Here is an 18951-nt window from a genome sequence, read left to right on the forward strand (position 1 = left end):
CTAAGTTAAGTGTACGGGAGTTTTTAGAAATATTCAACAAGAAACGCTCTTTTTGCTTAGGTAACGGGAATGATGATAGTATTAGGTAGTGATTTTTTTCAACAACTCAGGAGATGTTTAGCATGAAGAAGTATTTAACGAAAAAGTGGTCTGTTGTTACGATTGCCATTTTTTGTTCGATTTTATGGGGGAGCGCGTTCCCTGTTTTAAAGGTTAGTTACGAAGAATTGCAAATGGTTCCCGAAGATACGATTGCCAAAGTCGTGTTTGCGGGTATGCGATTTTTATTGGCAGGGTTGATATTGTTAGTAGGCGTATTTTTTATTAACCGAAAAGCATTGTATGTGTCACGAAAACAAATTCCAATATTGATTGTCTTCGGAATGACGCAAACCGCTTTGCAATATTTCTTCTTTTATAATGGCCTTGCTAAAACGACAGGAATGAAAGGCGCGATTCTTGCATCAAGCGGTACATTTTTCACGGTCATGTTGGCGCATTACTTCTATGTCAATGATCGGATGAATTGGCAAAAGACAATTGGTTTAATCGCTGGTTTTGCAGGCATCGTCGTTGCCAATTGGGGCTCAGGGTTTCAACTAAGTTTTCAAATAACGGGTGAGGGTTATATGATATTGGCTGCCTTAACCGGAGCCGTCGGGACGATTATGGCGAAGGAGATGGCGGTGGGCATCCATCCTTTTGCTTTGACAGGTTGGCAATTAACGATTGGATCCGTGCTCATGCTAGTCATTGGATTACCTCAACTACAGGAAAATGCAATGACGTTTACGCCATTGGGCTGGGGATTGTTCATCTATTCCGCACTTCTATCAGCGGCCGCATTCGCATTGTGGTATTCCATTTTAAAGTATAACAAAGCCGGAGAAATCAGCATTTATAAATTCGCAACACCTGTTTCTGGGGCTATTTTGTCAGCGCTATTTATTCCAGGAGAGAATTTAACGTTACTAATCATCGGGGCGTTAGTCCTTGTCGCTGTTGGATTTATTGCGATTAATTATAAACCTAAGCGGGCTGCTGATAATTAAGTAATCACTATAATTATTAGTGCTGTCCTTTGGTGGTGGCAATAAATAACACACCTAATAAAGTGAAAGTAGTTGATTGTAGTGGAGGGTGGCGACTCCCGCGGAAAAAAGCGAGACAGTCGAGACCCTGGACAGAGCGTAGCGAAGGAAGCGGCTCGACGCTCGCCCGCAGGAAAGCGTCCGCCCGCAACGGAAATCAACGGTTCATCTATCACCGATTACTTGAAAAATGAACATTCAAGTAATCGGTTTTTATTCTACCTAAAAAAGCCTATCCAAATCTAATAAACTATCACACGATTAAAAACTCTCTCTATATAATAGACTTGAAAACTAAAGCGTTTACATTTACTATAGACAATAGAGAGTTAATGTGTTTGTTTGACAAACAAACTAACTCTACCGACGTTGTTATCTATAAATTTACATAAATATAAATTGAAGGGTTGGTAATTATGAAAACTTTTATCACAGATGATTTTCTGTTGTACAATGAAACAGCAAAAGAGTTATTTCATGGTACTGCAAAAGATTTACCAATTATCGATTATCACAACCACTTAAATCAACATGAAATCTTGGCGGATAAAAACTTCACGAATTTATCCGAAATCTGGTTGGGCGGGGACCACTATAAGTGGAGAGCGATGCGTGCAAATGGTGTCGATGAGTCCTTCATAACAGGCAATAAAAGCGATTATGAAAAGTTCTTAGAATGGTCGAAAACAGTTCCGAAAACATTCGGTAATCCATTGTATCACTGGACGCATTTAGAACTTAAACATTATTTTGGTATCGATGAGCTTCTCAATGAAAAGACGGCACCTGCAATTTGGGAAGAAGCGAATAAAAAATTGGCGACAAAAGAGATGTCCATCAGATCATTGCTGAAAAAAGATAAAGTAGAATTTTTAGGAACGACGGATGATCCGACAGATGATTTGGCGAGCCATAAAGCGCTTCATGATGAAGGCTTTGAAATTAGAGTATCGCCTTCATTCCGACCGGATAAAGGACTTAATCTTGAGCGTGAAGAATTTTTTGGCTGGCTCGAGAAACTTGGTCAAGTCACGAATACTTCGATTGAAACGTATGACCAATTATTGGATGCGTTAGCAAGTCGCGTTGATTATTTCGATGAACATGGATGCCGTGCTTCTGACCACGGAATTGACGTGATGTTTTTTGAAGAAGCGACGAAAGAAGAAGCTGCAGCTGTTTTCCAAAAGCGTTTAAATGGTGAAGCTTTGAGTGCGAAAGAAATTGAACAGTATAAAACGTTTACTTTGGTGACATTGGGCGAATTGTATGCCGAAAAAGGTTGGGCAATGCAACTTCATTTAAGTGCGCTTAGAAATAACAACACGAGAATGTTCAATATACTAGGACCGGATACTGGATTTGATTCGATCGGTGATGTCTTAATTGCCAATAAAGTGTCGAACTTCTTGGATGCGCTCGAAGGTAAAGATAAGTTGCCGAAAACAATTCTTTATAGCTTAAATGCGAATGATAATAATGTGCTTGCGTCAATGGCTGGAAATTATCAAAGTTCTGAAATTGCTGGAAAAGTACAATTCGGTACAGCTTGGTGGTTTAATGATACAATTGACGGTATGGAAGAACAGATGAAAACCTTAGCGAATATCGGTTTGATTAGTAATTTTGTCGGTATGTTAACTGACTCAAGAAGTTTCCTTTCATTCCCGAGACATGAATATTTCAGAAGAATTCTTTGTAATTTACTCGGCACATGGGTTGAAGAACATAAAGTACCGAAAGATATGGCACTCCTTGAGCAGTATGTAACGGATATTTGTTACGAAAATTCAAAGCGTTATTTCGGATTATAAGTTTCTCCATATAAATCAAGTTCGATCAGGAAGGAAGTAAAGTATATGTCTAAACAACAAATTGGCGTTATCGGTTTAGCGGTAATGGGAAAAAACTTAGCTCTTAATATTGAAAGCAGAGGATATTCCGTTTCTGTATTTAACCGTACAACGTCTAGAACTGAAGAATTTCTAGAAAATGAAGCAAAAGGCAAAAACTTTTTTGGTGCGACAACGATAGAAGAGTTTGTAAACTCTCTAGAAGTTCCGCGTAAAATCATGCTGATGGTTCAATCCGGAAAGCCGACAGATGCGACGATTGCATCTTTGCAACCATTCCTTGAAAAAGGCGATGTTCTAATCGACGGCGGAAACACTTTATACGAAGATACGATTCGCCGCAATAAAGAGTTAGAAAAAACGGGTATTCACTTCATCGGCACGGGCGTTTCTGGTGGAGAAGAAGGCGCGCTTACAGGCCCTTCAATCATGCCAGGTGGTCAAAGAGAAGCTTATGATCTCGTTGAACCGATTTTCGATGCGATTGCAGCGAGAGTCGACGGAGAATCATGCAGTTCTTATATCGGACCGGACGGCGCGGGCCATTACGTGAAAATGGTGCATAACGGAATCGAGTACGGCGATATGCAATTGATCGGCGAAGCTTATTTCATCTTGAAGCATGTTCTTGGCATGGAGGCACAGGATTTGCATGAAACATTCACAGAGTGGAATAAAGGCGAATTAGATAGCTACCTTATCGAAATTACAGCTGAGATTTTCACGAAAATCGATGAAGAAACAGATCAGCCATTAATCGATGTTATTTTAGATAAAGCAGGCCAAAAAGGAACAGGTATGTGGACAAGCAAAAACGCATTGGATTTAGGCGTTCCGCTACCAGTTATTACAGAAGCCGTATTCGCACGTTGCATTTCATCCATGAAAGACGAGCGCGTGAAAGCGAGCAAAGTACTCAAAGCGCCTGAAGCAATCGACTTTACTGGCGATAAAGAAGAACTTGTAGAAGCAGTACGAAAAGCTTTATATATGAGTAAAATTTGTTCATATGCACAAGGTTTTGCACAAATGCGTGCACAATCGGAAGAAAGCGATTGGAATCTTAACTACGGCGATATCGCGATGATTTGGCGCGGCGGCTGTATTATCCGTGCACAATTCTTACAAAATATTAAAGATGCATACGATCGTAATCCAGAATTGGATAACTTATTATTGGATGATTACTTCAATAATATTGTTGGCGAATACCAGTCAGCTTTACGTGAAGTCGTATCGGTTGCAGTGAAACACGGTATTCCGGTTCCTGCATTTGCAAGCGCGATTTCATACTATGACAGCTACCGTTCAGAAAACTTGTCTGCGAACTTAATCCAGGCACAACGTGATTATTTCGGTGCGCATACGTATGAGCGTAAAGACAAAGAAGGTTCATTCCACACAAACTGGTTCTAATTTAAATGACAAACAAGCGCCCATTCAATTTGAAATGGGCGTTTGTTTTCTTTGTATGAAATAAAAAAGAATCCTCAGGTCGAGGATTCAAGTTTGTTATTCATCTAGTGTTAAAAGAAGTTCCGGAACTTCTAGAAAACGTTGTATCGCTAATGCACAGGCACCGATTGAACAAGATTTATTGCCAAGGTCTGAAATTTCAAGACTTCCGTACTTGCTCACTGTCGATTTTAAATTGCTTTTAATTTTTTCGATGGAATCGGGGTACATTTTCAAGATTTCACTCGTTAAAACCAGCGTCTCCGGGTTATACATATTAATAATATTATTAAGACCAGTAGACAGGTCTACGATAAATTGTTCTATCAACGCTATCGTCGTTGGATCATTCTCAGCGATTAAATTCTGAATGTCCTCATACGTCAGTTTTGTTACATCAAGTTGCTTAGAAAGTCGGGCAAGCAGACTTGTCTCGGATGAATATTGTTCCCAGCAACCGCGGTTGCCACAGCGACAAATTTCTCCGTCTTGAGCTATAATCATATGGCCCATTTCACCGGCATAACCGTGGTATCCTTTGTGAAGCTTGCCGTCAATCATGATGCCGACGCCAATACCTGATGAAAGCATGATGCAAAGCAAGTTATTGCTATCATGATGCTTATAAACACGTTCAGCGTAAGCGGACAAGTTAGCGTTGTTTTGAATGGTGATATCTAAATCCAGTTCTTTCATCAAGTCTTCTTTCAATGATTTATCTTGCCATTGATATGTAGGGATGAAAAATATGCTTTCGTCTTTATTTACAGTTCCATGAACGCCAATCATGACGCTGACCAATCCGTATTTACTTTTTGAATACTTGCTTTTATAAATTTTAATCTGTTTAATGAGTAAACGGACAATTTCTTCATAATTATCGGTTTCAAATTCCACGGAATCGTAGTGAACCGGCTTGCCGCTTAAATCAGCGACTGTATATTGGATATGTTTATAATCGAGATCGATTCCTAGTACATAACCAACGTTTTTGTTAATGGAAAGCATAATCGGCCTTCTGCCCACGACATTATGTTCAAGCTTTGTTTCATTGATTAACTCTTCGTTTAATAAATCGGCAACTTGAACGGAAATCGTTGCTTTATTTAACCCGGTAATTTTAGATAGTTCCGCTCTAGATATCATTTTATGTTCAATGATTTTACTTAAAATGATGCTTCGATTTATTTTTTTGATATAAGCGCCATCGCCAGTAATCATAGATTTTCGCCCCCAAAGTTTTCCTAGTAACCAACTTATTTTGTTTAGTCGCCAAAGTAAATGTGATATATTCAAATATAGCGTATATGCAGTGCAATGAAAAGGCTTTCAAGAAAGTTATCTGATTTGATTATAGCATAGGAAGGAATTGTAAAAATGAATATTTTATATTTCGATTGTTTTTCAGGAATTAGCGGAGACATGGTTATCGGTGCTTTAATCGATGCCGGTGGAGATTCGACTCATTTGGTTAATGAACTTAAAAAGCTTACGATGGAAGACGAGTATGAATTGACGTTCACGAAAGTCGTGAAAAATGGCATTACGAGTACGAAGTTCGATGTTTTATTGACGAATAAAGAGCATAGCCATGAGCACGAGCATAATCATGATCACGAACATCATCACGGTCATAGCCATCGATCTTACAAACATATTGTTGAGATTATTAAAACGGCTGGTTTTTCTGAACGGGTTGAAGAAATGTCATTGGCTATTTTCAAAAAGATCGGGATTGCAGAAGGTAAGATTCACGGTGTGGACCTTGACGATGTTCACTTCCATGAAGTAGGCGCTGTCGACTCAATAATCGATATTATCGGTGCGGTGATATTACTTGATCAGTTGGAAATTGATAAGATTCAATCATCACCAATTCCTGTTGGTTCGGGGAAGATTCATATTGATCACGGAATCTATCCGGTACCCGCGCCTGCAACTTTGGAAATCCTTCGCGGTATACCAATTGCTGCGAGCGATGTGAAAGGGGAACTTGCAACACCTACAGGGGCAGCAATTGTAGCTGTTCTTTCAGAAGCTTTTGGAACGTTGCCGTCGATGAAAGTGAAGTCGATCGGGTATGGTGCCGGAACGAAGACATTCCCGACGCATCCAAACGTATTAAGAGTTATTATCGGTAATTAAGATTTCGGAGGTAACCATGAAACAGCACCAGGTTTTTCAATATTTATATATTCTTTATGCGTCTGTATTTGCCGTTAACGTTGCCAATATATTTATTGGCAGCGAGACGTTGAATTACATAATAGGTTTGTTTGCGATTTTTATGTTAGTCATTTCTTTTCTAGGCGCTTCAAAATTATTTGTCATTTTAAGTGCTTCTTTTCTTGTGATTGGTGGTTTGTTATACGCCTCAACAGGGGAGTCAGTTCTAGCGATTCCTGGAATTTTAACATCGAATATGGCACTTCTAACTTTATTAGCGATGTTGCCTTGGATGAATAGCGTTGTGAGAAGTGGGCGATTTGATCGGAGTTTAAATACGTTAATGAAAGTAAATGTGTCCGACTTAGGGAAGTTATATATCCGAAGCTCAGCAACGACGCTTACATTAGCGGCTTTCTTAAACTTGTCGGCGGCTACAATTTCGCAGGATGTGTTGAAAACGAATTTGGCTCATGTGAATAAAAGGTTGAGAGACTCTTTTATCGCTTCGTCAACATTGCGAGGATTTTCGTTAGCTTTGCTGTGGAGCCCGCTTGAAATCTTGTTGGCCGTTTCGATATTTATGACAGGTGTTTCGTATGTAGCGATTTTACCTTGGTTACTTTTGATTGCAGTCCTAACGTTCGGACTCGATTCGCTGTGGGGACGTTTCCACTATCGAAAGCATTCGTATGAAGGTCCAGGTGAGGGCGAACGGGAGAAAGTTAGTGTTGAAGGATTGGCAGGTAAAGTGATTCATCTAGCCAGCGCATTAGTATTATTTTTGGCGCTCGTAATTGGATTGGGGACGTTGTTTGATATCGATTTCATCTTGACGGTAACGTTACTGATTTTTCCGTTCACTTTGGTTTGGTCTTTCATTATGAAAAGGTCGCGCAGTTTCTGGGCGATCGGGTGGAATACTTGGAAGATGAAGACGAATACGATGCAAAACTTCGTCATCTTGTTTATTTCTCTATCGTTTTTTTCGTATAGTATAAGTAATGCGTCATTTTTAGAGGTCATTCAAAAGCCGATTTTATATGTTTCGGATTATCCGTTATTGGTCTTTTTCGTCATTCAGTTGCTCTTTATCGGGATGAGTATGTTTGGGGTTCATCCGATCGGAACGTTTGGAATCTTAGGCAGCCTCGTCACGTTGTTGTTGGAAGTGTATAATCCATTGAGTTTAGCGATTGTCCTAGTTACGAGTTCCATTGCAACATTAACTGTGGGGACATATGGTTTAGTTGTAACCTTGACGGCAATAAGCACAGAACAAAGTCCATATCGTATTACAATAAACAACCTAGCCTACTCGCTGATATTCGGGAGTATCGGGACGATTATTGCTTATTTTTTATTATAGAATGAATTAAGAACATAGTACCTGTTATGGGTGCTATGTTTTTTGTTTTCCATTATTAAGATATTTTTTATATGGGCCGTTGATTTCCGTTCCGGGCGGCGCTTTCCTGCGGGCGAGCGTCGAGCCGCTTCCCTCGCTGCGCTCAGTCCAGGGTCTCGACTGTCTCGCTTATTTCCGCGGGAGTCGCCGCCCTCCACTCCAATCAACTACTTTCATTGTACAGAGGGAGTTATTTAGTGCCTACTTTGGAATATGTAAATTATTATGTACTGAATGCGTATTAATAGAAAAATTTAGTGGATTTTGATAGAGCTCTAGTTCAGAAACTCTTAGAAATCAAAAACTAATAGTCTATAGCTACAGAAACGTCAAATTCTACTAAAACAATCCAGCGAAGGCGCCTTTCCAGTGGTAGCTGGAGCAATAAGACTGATAGTGTTTTTCTATCAGGCTTATTGCGGGAGGCATCCACCAGCGCCGAAGCGGTCTTCATTGAAAATTCTATATAGAACCCAACGTATTACCCAAAGTACGCCACATTTAATCGAAACCAGGAAACGAATCACGTCAACTAGGCAACACACTATCTAACAAATCCCGCCCCATAGCCATTCTATCCACTATCTAACTATTAAGATTCGAAAGATGTTAAAAAATCTAACAAAGACCTTAAAATATTATCTTATAAAAGAAAGCGTTTTCATTTAGACTTAGGTCAAGTTAAGAAAGTGGAAGGAGGACTACGATGAGCTCAAAACAGCTTAGTGGTGATGTGAAAGTGAAGCGCAAGTTTAAAATAGATAATTGGATTCCATATTTGTTTATCTTGCCGTCATTTCTAATTATCGCTACTTTTCTATTTTACCCGATTGGAACCGTTTTCTATTACGCTTTCCAACACTATGACATTTCAGCACCTTTCTATAATAAGTTTGCTGGCTTTGATAACTTCATTAATATCTTTACAGCTGATAAACTCTTTTTCCCGAGTTTATGGACAAGTTTAAAATGGGTTGTGTCTCAAGTTGGTCTTCAGTTAGTATTCGGATTGCTATTTGCCGTAATGCTTAACCAAACATTTAGACTTAGAGGCTTCGTTCGTGCCATTGCCTTCATTCCGTGGGCAATCTCAGGCGTACTCGCTTCTGTAATGTGGTCGTTGATGTATAACGAACATATGGGTGTTTTCAACGACATCCTGATGAAACTTGGAATCATCAGCGAACCGCAAGCATTCCTTGCAAGTACATCCAGTGCTTTCATCGCGGTCATCATCGCTGAATTATGGAGAGGGATTCCGTTTTTCGCAATTACGTTGTTGGCGTCGCTTCAAAGTATTCCGGAAGAATTGTATGAAGCATCGGATATTGACGGCGCAAGTAAATGGGAATCATTTGTTCACATTACGTTGCCGCATTTGAAAAACACGATCGTGTTAACGACATTACTCAGAACGGTTTGGGAATTTAACAACGTCGATTTGATTTTCAACTTGACGGGTGGAGGTCCTGCGAATTCCACGACGACACTGACGATGTATATAGCTAACCTGGCTGTAAACGGAAGTGACTTCGGATATGGATCCGCATTAACAGTAATTTCGTTTATTCTACTATTTGTCTTTGCCATGGTTTACTTGAAGATTACTGGATATGAAAGGGAGGACGAATAAAAATGGTCAACTCTAGAAGTCGCACAAACAAAATTTTATTTTTTTACCTCCCTTTAACATTAATGTTTACGTGGACAATTTTTCCGATTTATTGGACGATAAACACAGCATTCAAGCATGAAGGCGATATTGTAAAACGTCCGTTAGAATATTTTCCGACCGCACCAACTGTTGAAAACTTTGTGGTCGCTTGGAATAACGTCGGATTCGCGACATTCTTTAAAAACAGTTTGATCGTCGGTATTTCGACAGTGCTTGTTGTTATCGTTTTATCGACATTGTCGGGGTATGCATTAAGCCGTTACAAGTTTAAAGGAAAACGTTCATTTTTGTTAATGTTGCTCGCCACGCAGTTTATTCCAAGAGCGATGTTAATCATCCCGTTGTTCATTATTTTCAAGAGCATGGGGTTAATCAGTAATCCGTTGTCGCTGATTATTACGTACACCGCCGTGGAGATACCGTTTACGACCATCTTGATGAGCGGATTTATCGGGAATATTCCAAGGGATTTGGAAGAAGCGGCCTCGGTTGATGGAGCAAGTAAATTGCAATCATTGCGTTTGGTCATGCTGCCATTACTTCTTCCAGGAATTGTTGCAACAGCGGTGTTCACATTCATCTATACTTGGAATGAGTTCTTACTGGCACTCATGCTGACAAATCAACAAAGCAAGTTCACATTGCCAGTCGGTTTAAGCTTTATGATGGGTGAATTCAACGTCAACTACGGTGCGTTGGCCGCGGGAAGTGTAATCGCATTAGTACCAGCAGTTATATTATTCGCTTATGCACAAAAGCACCTTGTTAACGGTATGGGCGGGGCAGTTAAAGGTTAATCAATACATGCAAGTAACTATAAGGAGGAAGAACATCCATGAAGAACTTACTTAAAATCAGTTTGCTGTTAATGCTAGTTGCTGGTGGAATTTTAGCGGGTTGCGGTAGTAGTGATAAAGGTGGCAAGACAGCGGACGGTAAAACGAAAATCACATTTTGGGATGAAAACGCTGGACCACAACGTACGCCGATTTGGGAAAAATTAATCGCGGACTTTGAAGATGCAAATCCGGATATCGATGTTGATTATGTTGGACTTCCGAAAGATTCTTCAAAATCTAAATTAGATACAGCGATTGCAGCCGATGATATGCCGGACGTTGGTTCCGTGCAAACAAGTTGGTTGCCAGAGTTTTCGATTCGTGAAGCACTGCTTCCGTTAGATGATTATTTAGCTGATTCAGAGTTGAATGAGTTAATTAACGAAGGTGCAGTTACTTTCAACAAAGATGTCGTACGTGATGGTAAGTTATATGGTATTCCGTACACACAAAACTTAGATGTTATTTGGATTCGTTCAGATTGGTTTAAAGAAGCAGGACTCGAAGCGCCAGATACTTGGGATGAGTTCTTTACTGCAGTCGATGAAATGACGATTGATGGCCGATACGGTTATACGATCCGCGGCGGTTCAGGTGGATCTTTCCAACTTCAACGTTTGATGTTTGCGTATTCCGGTTTGGAAAATTACTTTGACGATAATGGAAAATCAACAATCAATGATCCAAAGCACGTTGAGTTTCTTGAGAAATATTTCGAACTATACAAAAAGAACACGCCTAAGAGTGACATAACTAACGATTACAAAGAAATGATTGCTGGTTTCGATACTGGCGTTGTAGCAATGGTTCACCATAATATCGGTTCTTTCGGCGAGCATAGTAAAGCTTTCGAACCAGATCAATTCGAAGCAATTCCACTTCCGAAAACAGAAGATGGACGATATGTAGCTGAAGGTGGAAACACGATTAATATGTCAATCTTCAATACGACGAAAAATCCAGATGAAGCTTGGAAATTCGTTGAGTTCATTAACTCTGCTGAAAGCCAAAGTTATTGGAACGAGGAAGTCGGTCAAATTCCTACGAACTCTGATGTTTTAGAGATGGATTGGATCAAAGATTCAGCTCATATTAAAACAGCGTTTGAAGTGTATGACAATCCGCAAACTGTTTTATACAAGCCACCGTTTTACTTACCGGACTACCGTTCAATTCTTGACAACACGGTAGACCCTGGAACACAAAAAGTAATGAGTGGAGACAGCACTGTTCAAGAATTCCTTAATGAGTGGGCAAAAGCGGTTGAAGATTCAGAAGCTAAATATAATGACGCAATGAAATAATTATAGTAATCTGAGTGTTGATTCATCGGCACTCAGATTTACTATATAAAAACTACCGGGGAGAGAATAGTAAACATGACAACTAAAACTGAAACATCACTAGCAATTGCCGAGAAGGCTTGCCAGACAATAATGAAAACGTTTACGCCAGCAGAACTACCGCCGGCAAATAGATGGCATTACCACCAAAGTGTATTCTTGTACGGGATGATGCGCGTGTGGGAAGCTACTGGAAAAGATGAGTATTTCGATTATATGAAGGCGTATGTGGACAACTTATTGGATGACGAAGGGAACTTCTATTTCGATAGAGACGAACTCGATTCACTCCAAGTTGGGATTTTATTATTCCCGCTTTATGAAGCGACTAAAGAGAAGAAGTATTTGATTGCTGCTAAGAAATTAAGAAATCTTTTAAATACAATTAATAAAACATCCGAAGGCGGATACTGGCATAAAGACAAATATCCATATCAAATGTGGTTGGATGGACTATTTATGGCAGGTCCGTTCATGGTAATGTATGACAATCATTTCAATGAGCCAGAACTTGTCCAATCAGTTTTGCTTCAAGAAAACTTAATGAGAAAACATATGAAAGATCCAAATACTGGACTTCCATTCCACGCATGGGATGAAAAGAAAGAACAGCCATGGGCAAATAAAGAAACGGGTTGTTCACCAGAGTTTTGGGGCCGTTCGGTTGGTTGGTACGGAACTGCGCTCGTTGATCTACTGGAATTGTTGGAAGGTCAAAAGCATGGACAAGAAGTGTTTGTGGAAGAGTTGAAGCAGTTCATCCCAGCGATTGTTAACTTCCAAGATGAAGAATCTGGTCTTTGGTACCAAATCGTAGATAAAGGCGACAGAGAAGATAACTGGTTAGAATCTTCCTGTTCATCATTATTTATCTACACGATTGCCAAAGCGATCAAAGCGGGAATTGTCGATGATTCGTATAAAGCGGTTGTTGATAAAGCGTATGAAGGTTTGCTAGAACACATGGTGAAAGTCGACGGAGATCATCTTGAGTTAAGCGGAATTTGTATCGGAACATCCGCCGGAGTATACGACTATTACGTTGGACGACCTACTTCAGAAAATGACTTGCATGGCATGGGCGGATTTATCTTAGCATTAATGGCGGTTCATGATATATCAAAATAAGCAGAGTAAGTAACGACTATGCTTGTCCTCTAGATTAGTCTATACTTGGTCTAGAGGGCTTTTTTCTCTAAAAATTCAGTGTATGAGCAAGGAAGAATTGAACTGCATTCTTCCAAGTCGGTGCTAAGCGAGCGCCTTGAGCTTTTTTGTACTCAAAAATTCAGTGTATGAGCAAGGAAGAATTGAACTGCATTCTTCCAAGTTGGTGCTAAGCAAGCGCCTTGTGCTTTTTTGTACTCAAAAATTCAGTTTATGAGCAAGGAAGAATTGAACTGCATTCTTCCAAGTCAGCGTTAAGTGAGAGCTTTGCGCTTTTGTTCTAAAAAAATTAGTGTATAAGCAGGGGTTTACTATGCTTCGTGAAAAAATGAAAGCTTTTAGTCGAAAAAACTTATTTTCGTCATTTAGTTCGACCATCAATGCATTTTATATATCAATTATTATCATATTCGGCGGAATCATCGGGTGGGTTTCGTATGTATTGGCTACGAAACAAATTGAAGAAAACTCATATGAAAGTATGCATGATACGGTTCTTCAAACAAATAATTATATTGATTTTATATTAACGGATGTTTTTGAGCAACTTGTTTTATTGTCAAAGGATCCGAAGATTGCAGCTTTGGATGCAACAGATCTGGATTCGAGAAACTCGAAGCTATATGTAGATGTCGATGACGATATTCGTGCGATTTATCATCGGTTTAATTCGATTATCGATTCAATTTATATAGATATTGATGATGGGAAAGTTTCCTTTTATCAAGGTTCGCAGCAAATAAATTCTGAATTTCCCTATGAAGATTACTTTACGGAATTCAAGGGGAACAAGGAATCCTTTTATTGGCGAAATATACATCCCAATACAGTGACCACGAATCCCTACGATGTCATTTCGGTATTTCATTTAATCGAATCGGATGACCCTGCGAAACAAGCCATCATTTTATTTAATTTGAGAGCGGACTTTTTTGAGAAGGTTTTTAATAAATCCTTAATTGGAAAAAACGGTTATTTGACCTTGATAAGTCCGGACGGTACTTTACAAACGAAAGATGTGCCACAAGACTATGAGTTAGATGCTAAAACCGTACAGGCATTGAATCAGTTAGCGCAAAAAGAAGGGAAATACGCTTTTAGAAACGCGCATGGCGAAAAAATGAATGCGATTTATAACACAATCGGTGTGAACAAATGGAAAGTTGCAGCTGTTTTTCCAGAAAATCAAATCTTGCAAACCATTAATAACATGAAATATTTGATGTTGGGTTTATTTCTTATCGTCATCATCATGGCGACTTTTATTGTAAATATTGTTGGAAAATATATTTCCAAGCCGATAGAAAAGTTAGCGGATGAAATGACGAAAGTGGACCGAGAACATTTGCAGCTAGCTGAAGGGTTGGCTGTGCCCAAAGAAATGCGGATTCTATATAGCAGTTTTAACGAACAAATGGAGAAAAATGCAGCTTTATTGAACCAAATCGAACTCGATCAAAAAGAAAAGCGGCAATTGGAAGTTGCGATTATTCAAGCGCAGATGAATCCGCATTTTCTTTACAATACATTGTATTCGATCAAAGGGCTATGCGATATGGGGCTTAACGAAGATGCGAGTGAAATGATCAGCGCGCTTTCAAGCTTTTTCAGGATCAGCATTAGTCGTGGGAATGAAATCATTTCAATTGAAGAAGAAATCGACCATATTAAGAGTTATTTATATATTATGGAGATGCGTTACGGGGATGATTTTTCCTATACGCTTGATGTTGATGAAAAAGTTCTATCGAGTAGGATTATTAAACTGACGTTGCAGCCGTTGATAGAGAATGCGATTTACCACGGTGTTAAACTGAATCGCAATCAAGGATTTATTGACGTGAAAGTACTTTCAGTCGGGGATAAGATTCAACTTGAGGTTGAGGATAACGGGCTGGGCATGAGTGAAGAAAGATTGTCGAAGATTCGAGAGGAAATCGATGCGCCTTATAATGATAATAGGAAAAAATATATCGGAATCGGTTTACGAAGTGTCAGTGAACGACTCAAAGGTTATTTTGGCAAAACATGCGAGCTCAAGATTGTAAGTGAAGTTGAAAAAGGCACAAAAATAACCATTATTATTCCTAACGTAAAAGGGGAAATCGAAGACTATGGATAAAGTCATCATTGTTGAAGATGATCGTATTATTCGACGCAGTTTGTCTAGAGCTCCATGGAAAGAGCATGGTTTTATACTAGCAGGTGAAGCAGCGGATGGTGAAAGTGCACTCGAATTGATCGAAAGAGAACAACCGCATGTCGTTGTTTCAGATATATCTATGCCTTTTATGAACGGGTTAGATATGGCCAGGGTTATAAAAGAAACGAGTCCGCACACGAAAGTGATTTTTCTGACTGGTTATGAAGATTTTAAATATGCGCAGGAAGCCGTTCAGTTGAAAGCATTCGATTATTTATTGAAACCAGTCAAAATTGACGACTTGATCGAAAAGGTTAAAAAAGCCGCGGCGGAATGCAATCAGGAAATGACGAATGAAAGAAGGTTCGTTGAATCATTGCCTTTATTGCAGCAACGGTTTTTGCGAAAGTTGGCCAATCAAGACGGTGCGACCATTGTCGATATTGAAAAGGAGTTAGCTGACCTCGACGTTCAGTTAGAAGGTCCGTTTTACAATGTGTTGCTTATTAACGTCAATGAAGAGGAAAAGGCTCAGGTAACGGAAACTATTTCTGAGATGCCTTCTAACGGAAGCGGGTATTTGTTGAACGGGGAAATGAATGAGATGGTTTTACTGCTTTCATTGGATACCGATGATGGTGAACGGGAGAAGAAATTAGCGGTCGATATTTTAGAACAGCTAAAAGCGCAACTAGAAAATAGCGTGACGATTACGATTGGGCGAACGTATCGAAACTTGTTTGAAATCAGCACTTCGTTTGTGGAGTCACGGCTAGCGATGGATATGAAGCATATTATGGGGACAAGTCGCGTGTATTCAATCGACGATACGATTCCTTGTACGATGCAAAATGTAAATATCTTGAATGAACTAAACGAAGAGTTTAATACTCAAATTAGACTGGAATCGCCGTTAAAAGTGAAGGAAACGCTGGAAAAGCTATGTGAGGCGATTACTGACAATAAAAATATACCGCTTTCGGAAATAAAACTTCTCGCTTTAAAATACAGTACTTCCCTTTATTATCAAATTAAGAAGTGGAAGAAGGGCGAAGAGGAAAGCTTAAGCATGACGGTGCTTTTTGATCATATTTTACAGTTGGAGTCGCTCCATGAAATGTCGAAAACGCTTCAGGGGCTTGTCGATGAGTGGTCGGATTCGATGGATAAAGAAAAGAATTTGAATCATAATTCGCTGGTGGATAATGCGATGGCGTATATGAATGAGAATTTCCATGATTTGACGTTAACGCAGCAAAAGGTAGCCGATAAAGTTTTCGTCAGCGCGCCTTATTTGAGTAACTTGTTCAAACTTGAGAAGGGTTTGAATTTCGGTGATTATTTATTGGAATTAAGGATTACGAAGGCGATGGAGTTATTGCGCGATCAAAATGCGAAGGTTTATAAAGTGGCTGAAAGTGTCGGGTATAGTAATCCGCAGTATTTCGGTGTTTGTTTTAAAAAGTACACGGGGCATACGCCGGGTGAGTATCGGAAGAGTGTGCTTGCGTGAGAATACATTTTCTCTTTTCTAGGGATGTATAAGCAAGCCACGGATTCCGTGAGTTTAATATTATTATTATCTTTGAATACGATTTAGTGCTCCGTCGTTCGCTTTCCTGCGGGCGAGCGCGGAAGCGGAAAGATAAAGTTCAATCTTTCCCTGCCGCTTCCCTCGCTACGCTCAGTCCAGGGTCTCGGCTGTCTCGCTAATTCCGCGGGAGTCTCACGACTGCGCACTAAATCTGAAAGTAATGGTATGAGAAAAAATCACTTTAATACTATTTCAGTGATTTTTATTACACTAGGTAGAAGTCCATAAGCCATCTCATTAACCGGGCTTTACGGGTTGGGAGAGCACAAGCAGTTGGCAGTTAAGGTTTCTATACTACGCTTCTATCAAGGTATGTATAACTCAGATTTATCTCTTATAGATTTTTGACGTTTCGATTAATAGTGAGTGAATGTTGTAGCATTCTAGATTAACTCTCTCAATTTAATGAAAGTAGTTGATTGAAGTGTAGGGTGGCGACTCCCGCGGAATCAGCATCAACCGAAGACCCCGCAGGAGCGACGAGGAGGCTGAGGTGATGCCCGCAGGAAAGCGTCCGCCCGAAACGGAAATCAACGGTACAATTAAAAACGAGTACTAGAATAATGAATTATCCTAGTACTCGCCAAAGCGATACTTACTATGTCATTGAAGCTCTTCTTCAATTGCAGCTTTACAATTCTGCACAGCTTCAATGATTTCATTAGTAAAGTTATCAGTGATTCTGTACTTTGGAACGCTGACGCTGAATGCGCCGAAGTTGTTGCCGTGGGCGGTGATGTTGGCGCCGATGCAGAATACGTCAACTTCATGTTCGCCGTCGTCAACTGCATAACCTTGATTTTTAATGGTGTTCAGTTCGTTTCTGAAAGATTCTTTAGTAGTAATTGTATTTTCCGTTTTTGGGATTAATTCGTGTTCAGCTAGATATTCATCGATTTCTTCTGCCGTTTGGTCGGCTAGGATTGATTTTCCCATAGCTGAACAATACAGAGGAATCGACCTTCCGATCTGGGAATACAAAGTAACCGGGTTATTGCTTTCGATTTTCGTGAGATAAACAATCTTATCATTTTCAATCGCACCCAGGTGTACAGTTTCAGTCGTGATTCTTTGCAACTCTTCCAAATGCGGTTGGGCAATTTTCTTAATATCCAACTGTTTAAGACTTTGCTTAGCATATTTAATAATGGAAGGCCCAAGTTCGAATTCATTGGTTTTTGGATCTTTTCTAACATAACCAATTAAGCCTAACGTATTTAAAATCTTTGACGCCGTTGAATTCGTCATATCGGTGGCTTTCGCGATTACATTTAGACGTTGTGGCTGTGCACTTTCAAACAAGAAATTTAATATTTGATCGGCTTTTATTAGAACCGTGCCATATGGTTTACTTTGAGTTTTAGACATAATAATTTCCTACTTTCATAGCTCATATTTTCTTCGAGTTTTGGATTAAAGGGTAATTAATTAATGATAGTTTGTCTCATAAACAAATTAAAGGATTTAGCTTGTAAACGCTTTCTTTATTATATATAATAAAGAAGAAAGTTTCCATATAATAATCTATGTTTCCAAATAGGAAATTAATTAATTTATAGGGGGTGTGTTATGAAAAAGCAACAGGTACTTAGAAAACTAACTGATTGCGGAGTGGTTGCGGTTGTTCGAGCCGAATCTGAAGAAGAAGCGTTAAAAATTTCAGAAGCCTGTGTAGAGGGCGGTATTAACGGAATCGAAATTACCTTTACCGTCCAAGGTGCCGATAAGATCATTAGTGAATTAGCTGCAGTTTACAAGAATAATAGTGATGTCGTCATTGGTGCAGGAACCGTGCTCGATGCCGTGACAGCTCGAATTGCCATCCTTGCTGGTGCTGAGTTCGTTGTCAGCCCATGCTTTGATAAAGACACGGCGGAGTTATGTAATTTATATCAAATTCCATATATGCCTGGTTGCATGACAATAACTGAAATGAAGGAAGCGTTGAAGTCTGGCGTCGATATCGTTAAGTTGTTCCCGGGTAATACATATGGTCCTGATTGGGTGAAGGGCGTTAAAGCTCCGCTGCCACAAGTGAATATCATGCCAACGGGCGGCGTCGATTTGGACAATGTGGATCAATGGATTAAAAACGGTTGTGTTGCTGTAGGTGTGGGCGGCAGTTTGGTTGCACATGCAAAAACAGGTGAGTTTGAAAAAATCACGGAAGATGCTCGTAAATTTGTCGGAAAAGTTCAAAAGGCAAGAGAGGCGTAA

15 protein-coding genes are annotated in these 18951 nt (G+C 39.7%); 13 read left to right on the forward strand and 2 right to left on the reverse strand.

Annotated elements, in window-relative coordinates; translation table 11 throughout:
* Nucleotides 1–122 precede the first annotated feature (122 nt).
* The 4 genes from JSQ81_RS17385 to gndA all read left to right on the forward strand — a co-directional run bounded on the left by JSQ81_RS17385 (nucleotide 123) and on the right by gndA (nucleotide 4360).
* A complete protein-coding gene (locus JSQ81_RS17385; RefSeq protein WP_212605258.1) occupies nucleotides 123–1052 on the forward strand; it encodes a DMT family transporter in 930 nt (309 codons plus the stop codon).
* Nucleotides 1053–1124: 72 nt separating this feature from the next.
* On the forward strand, nucleotides 1125–1337 hold the full coding sequence (locus tag JSQ81_RS17390; RefSeq protein WP_212605259.1) for a hypothetical protein: 213 nt from the start codon (nucleotides 1125–1127) through the stop codon (nucleotides 1335–1337).
* Nucleotides 1338–1507: 170 nt separating this feature from the next.
* Entirely contained in the window at nucleotides 1508–2905 is a 1398-nt protein-coding gene (gene uxaC / locus JSQ81_RS17395) for a glucuronate isomerase (protein WP_212605260.1), read from the forward strand.
* A gap of 45 nt (nucleotides 2906–2950) precedes the next feature.
* Entirely contained in the window at nucleotides 2951–4360 is a 1410-nt protein-coding gene (gene gndA / locus JSQ81_RS17400) for an NADP-dependent phosphogluconate dehydrogenase (RefSeq protein ID WP_212605261.1), read from the forward strand.
* 96 nt (nucleotides 4361–4456) lie between these two features.
* Here the strand turns inward: gndA and JSQ81_RS17405 are convergent, their stop codons facing one another.
* Nucleotides 4457–5620, reverse strand: a complete 1164-nt coding sequence (locus JSQ81_RS17405; RefSeq protein WP_212605262.1) for an ROK family transcriptional regulator — start codon at nucleotides 5618–5620, stop codon at nucleotides 4457–4459.
* Between the two features lie 156 nt (nucleotides 5621–5776).
* On the opposite strand from JSQ81_RS17405, the gene larC reads away from it, so the two are divergent.
* The 8 genes from larC to JSQ81_RS17445 all read left to right on the forward strand — a co-directional run bounded on the left by larC (nucleotide 5777) and on the right by JSQ81_RS17445 (nucleotide 16653).
* On the forward strand, nucleotides 5777–6544 hold the full coding sequence (gene larC, locus JSQ81_RS17410; protein ID WP_212605263.1) for a nickel pincer cofactor biosynthesis protein LarC: 768 nt from the start codon (nucleotides 5777–5779) through the stop codon (nucleotides 6542–6544).
* 16 nt (nucleotides 6545–6560) lie between these two features.
* Complete coding sequence (locus JSQ81_RS17415) at nucleotides 6561–7934, forward strand: hypothetical protein (protein WP_212605264.1); 1374 nt, start codon at nucleotides 6561–6563, stop codon at nucleotides 7932–7934.
* 745 nt (nucleotides 7935–8679) lie between these two features.
* Nucleotides 8680–9606 (forward strand): carbohydrate ABC transporter permease, encoded by a 927-nt coding sequence (locus tag JSQ81_RS17420; RefSeq protein WP_212605265.1) that lies wholly within the window; start codon nucleotides 8680–8682, stop codon nucleotides 9604–9606.
* Nucleotides 9607–9608: 2 nt separating this feature from the next.
* On the forward strand, nucleotides 9609–10445 hold the full coding sequence (locus JSQ81_RS17425) for a carbohydrate ABC transporter permease (RefSeq protein WP_212605266.1): 837 nt from the start codon (nucleotides 9609–9611) through the stop codon (nucleotides 10443–10445).
* Nucleotides 10446–10483: 38 nt separating this feature from the next.
* Nucleotides 10484–11791, forward strand: coding sequence for an ABC transporter substrate-binding protein (locus tag JSQ81_RS17430; protein ID WP_212605267.1), 1308 nt, complete (start codon nucleotides 10484–10486; stop codon nucleotides 11789–11791).
* Nucleotides 11792–11866: 75 nt separating this feature from the next.
* On the forward strand, nucleotides 11867–12958 hold the full coding sequence (locus JSQ81_RS17435; protein WP_212605268.1) for a glycoside hydrolase family 88/105 protein: 1092 nt from the start codon (nucleotides 11867–11869) through the stop codon (nucleotides 12956–12958).
* A gap of 352 nt (nucleotides 12959–13310) precedes the next feature.
* Entirely contained in the window at nucleotides 13311–15119 is a 1809-nt protein-coding gene (locus tag JSQ81_RS17440) for a sensor histidine kinase (RefSeq protein WP_212605269.1), read from the forward strand.
* Nucleotides 15112–16653 (forward strand): response regulator, encoded by a 1542-nt coding sequence (locus JSQ81_RS17445; RefSeq protein WP_212605270.1) that lies wholly within the window; start codon nucleotides 15112–15114, stop codon nucleotides 16651–16653. Before JSQ81_RS17440 ends, JSQ81_RS17445 begins: the two co-directional genes overlap by 8 nt.
* A 684-nt stretch (nucleotides 16654–17337) precedes the next feature.
* On the opposite strand, the gene JSQ81_RS17450 is transcribed toward JSQ81_RS17445, so the two are convergent.
* Nucleotides 17338–18102, reverse strand: coding sequence for an IclR family transcriptional regulator (locus JSQ81_RS17450; RefSeq protein WP_212605271.1), 765 nt, complete (start codon nucleotides 18100–18102; stop codon nucleotides 17338–17340).
* 201 nt (nucleotides 18103–18303) lie between these two features.
* On the opposite strand from JSQ81_RS17450, the gene JSQ81_RS17455 reads away from it, so the two are divergent.
* Nucleotides 18304–18951, forward strand: a complete 648-nt coding sequence (locus JSQ81_RS17455) for a bifunctional 4-hydroxy-2-oxoglutarate aldolase/2-dehydro-3-deoxy-phosphogluconate aldolase (protein WP_212605272.1) — start codon at nucleotides 18304–18306, stop codon at nucleotides 18949–18951.

Source organism: Sporosarcina sp. Marseille-Q4063 (assembly GCF_018309085.1).
GTDB lineage: Bacteria > Bacillota > Bacilli > Bacillales_A > Planococcaceae > Sporosarcina.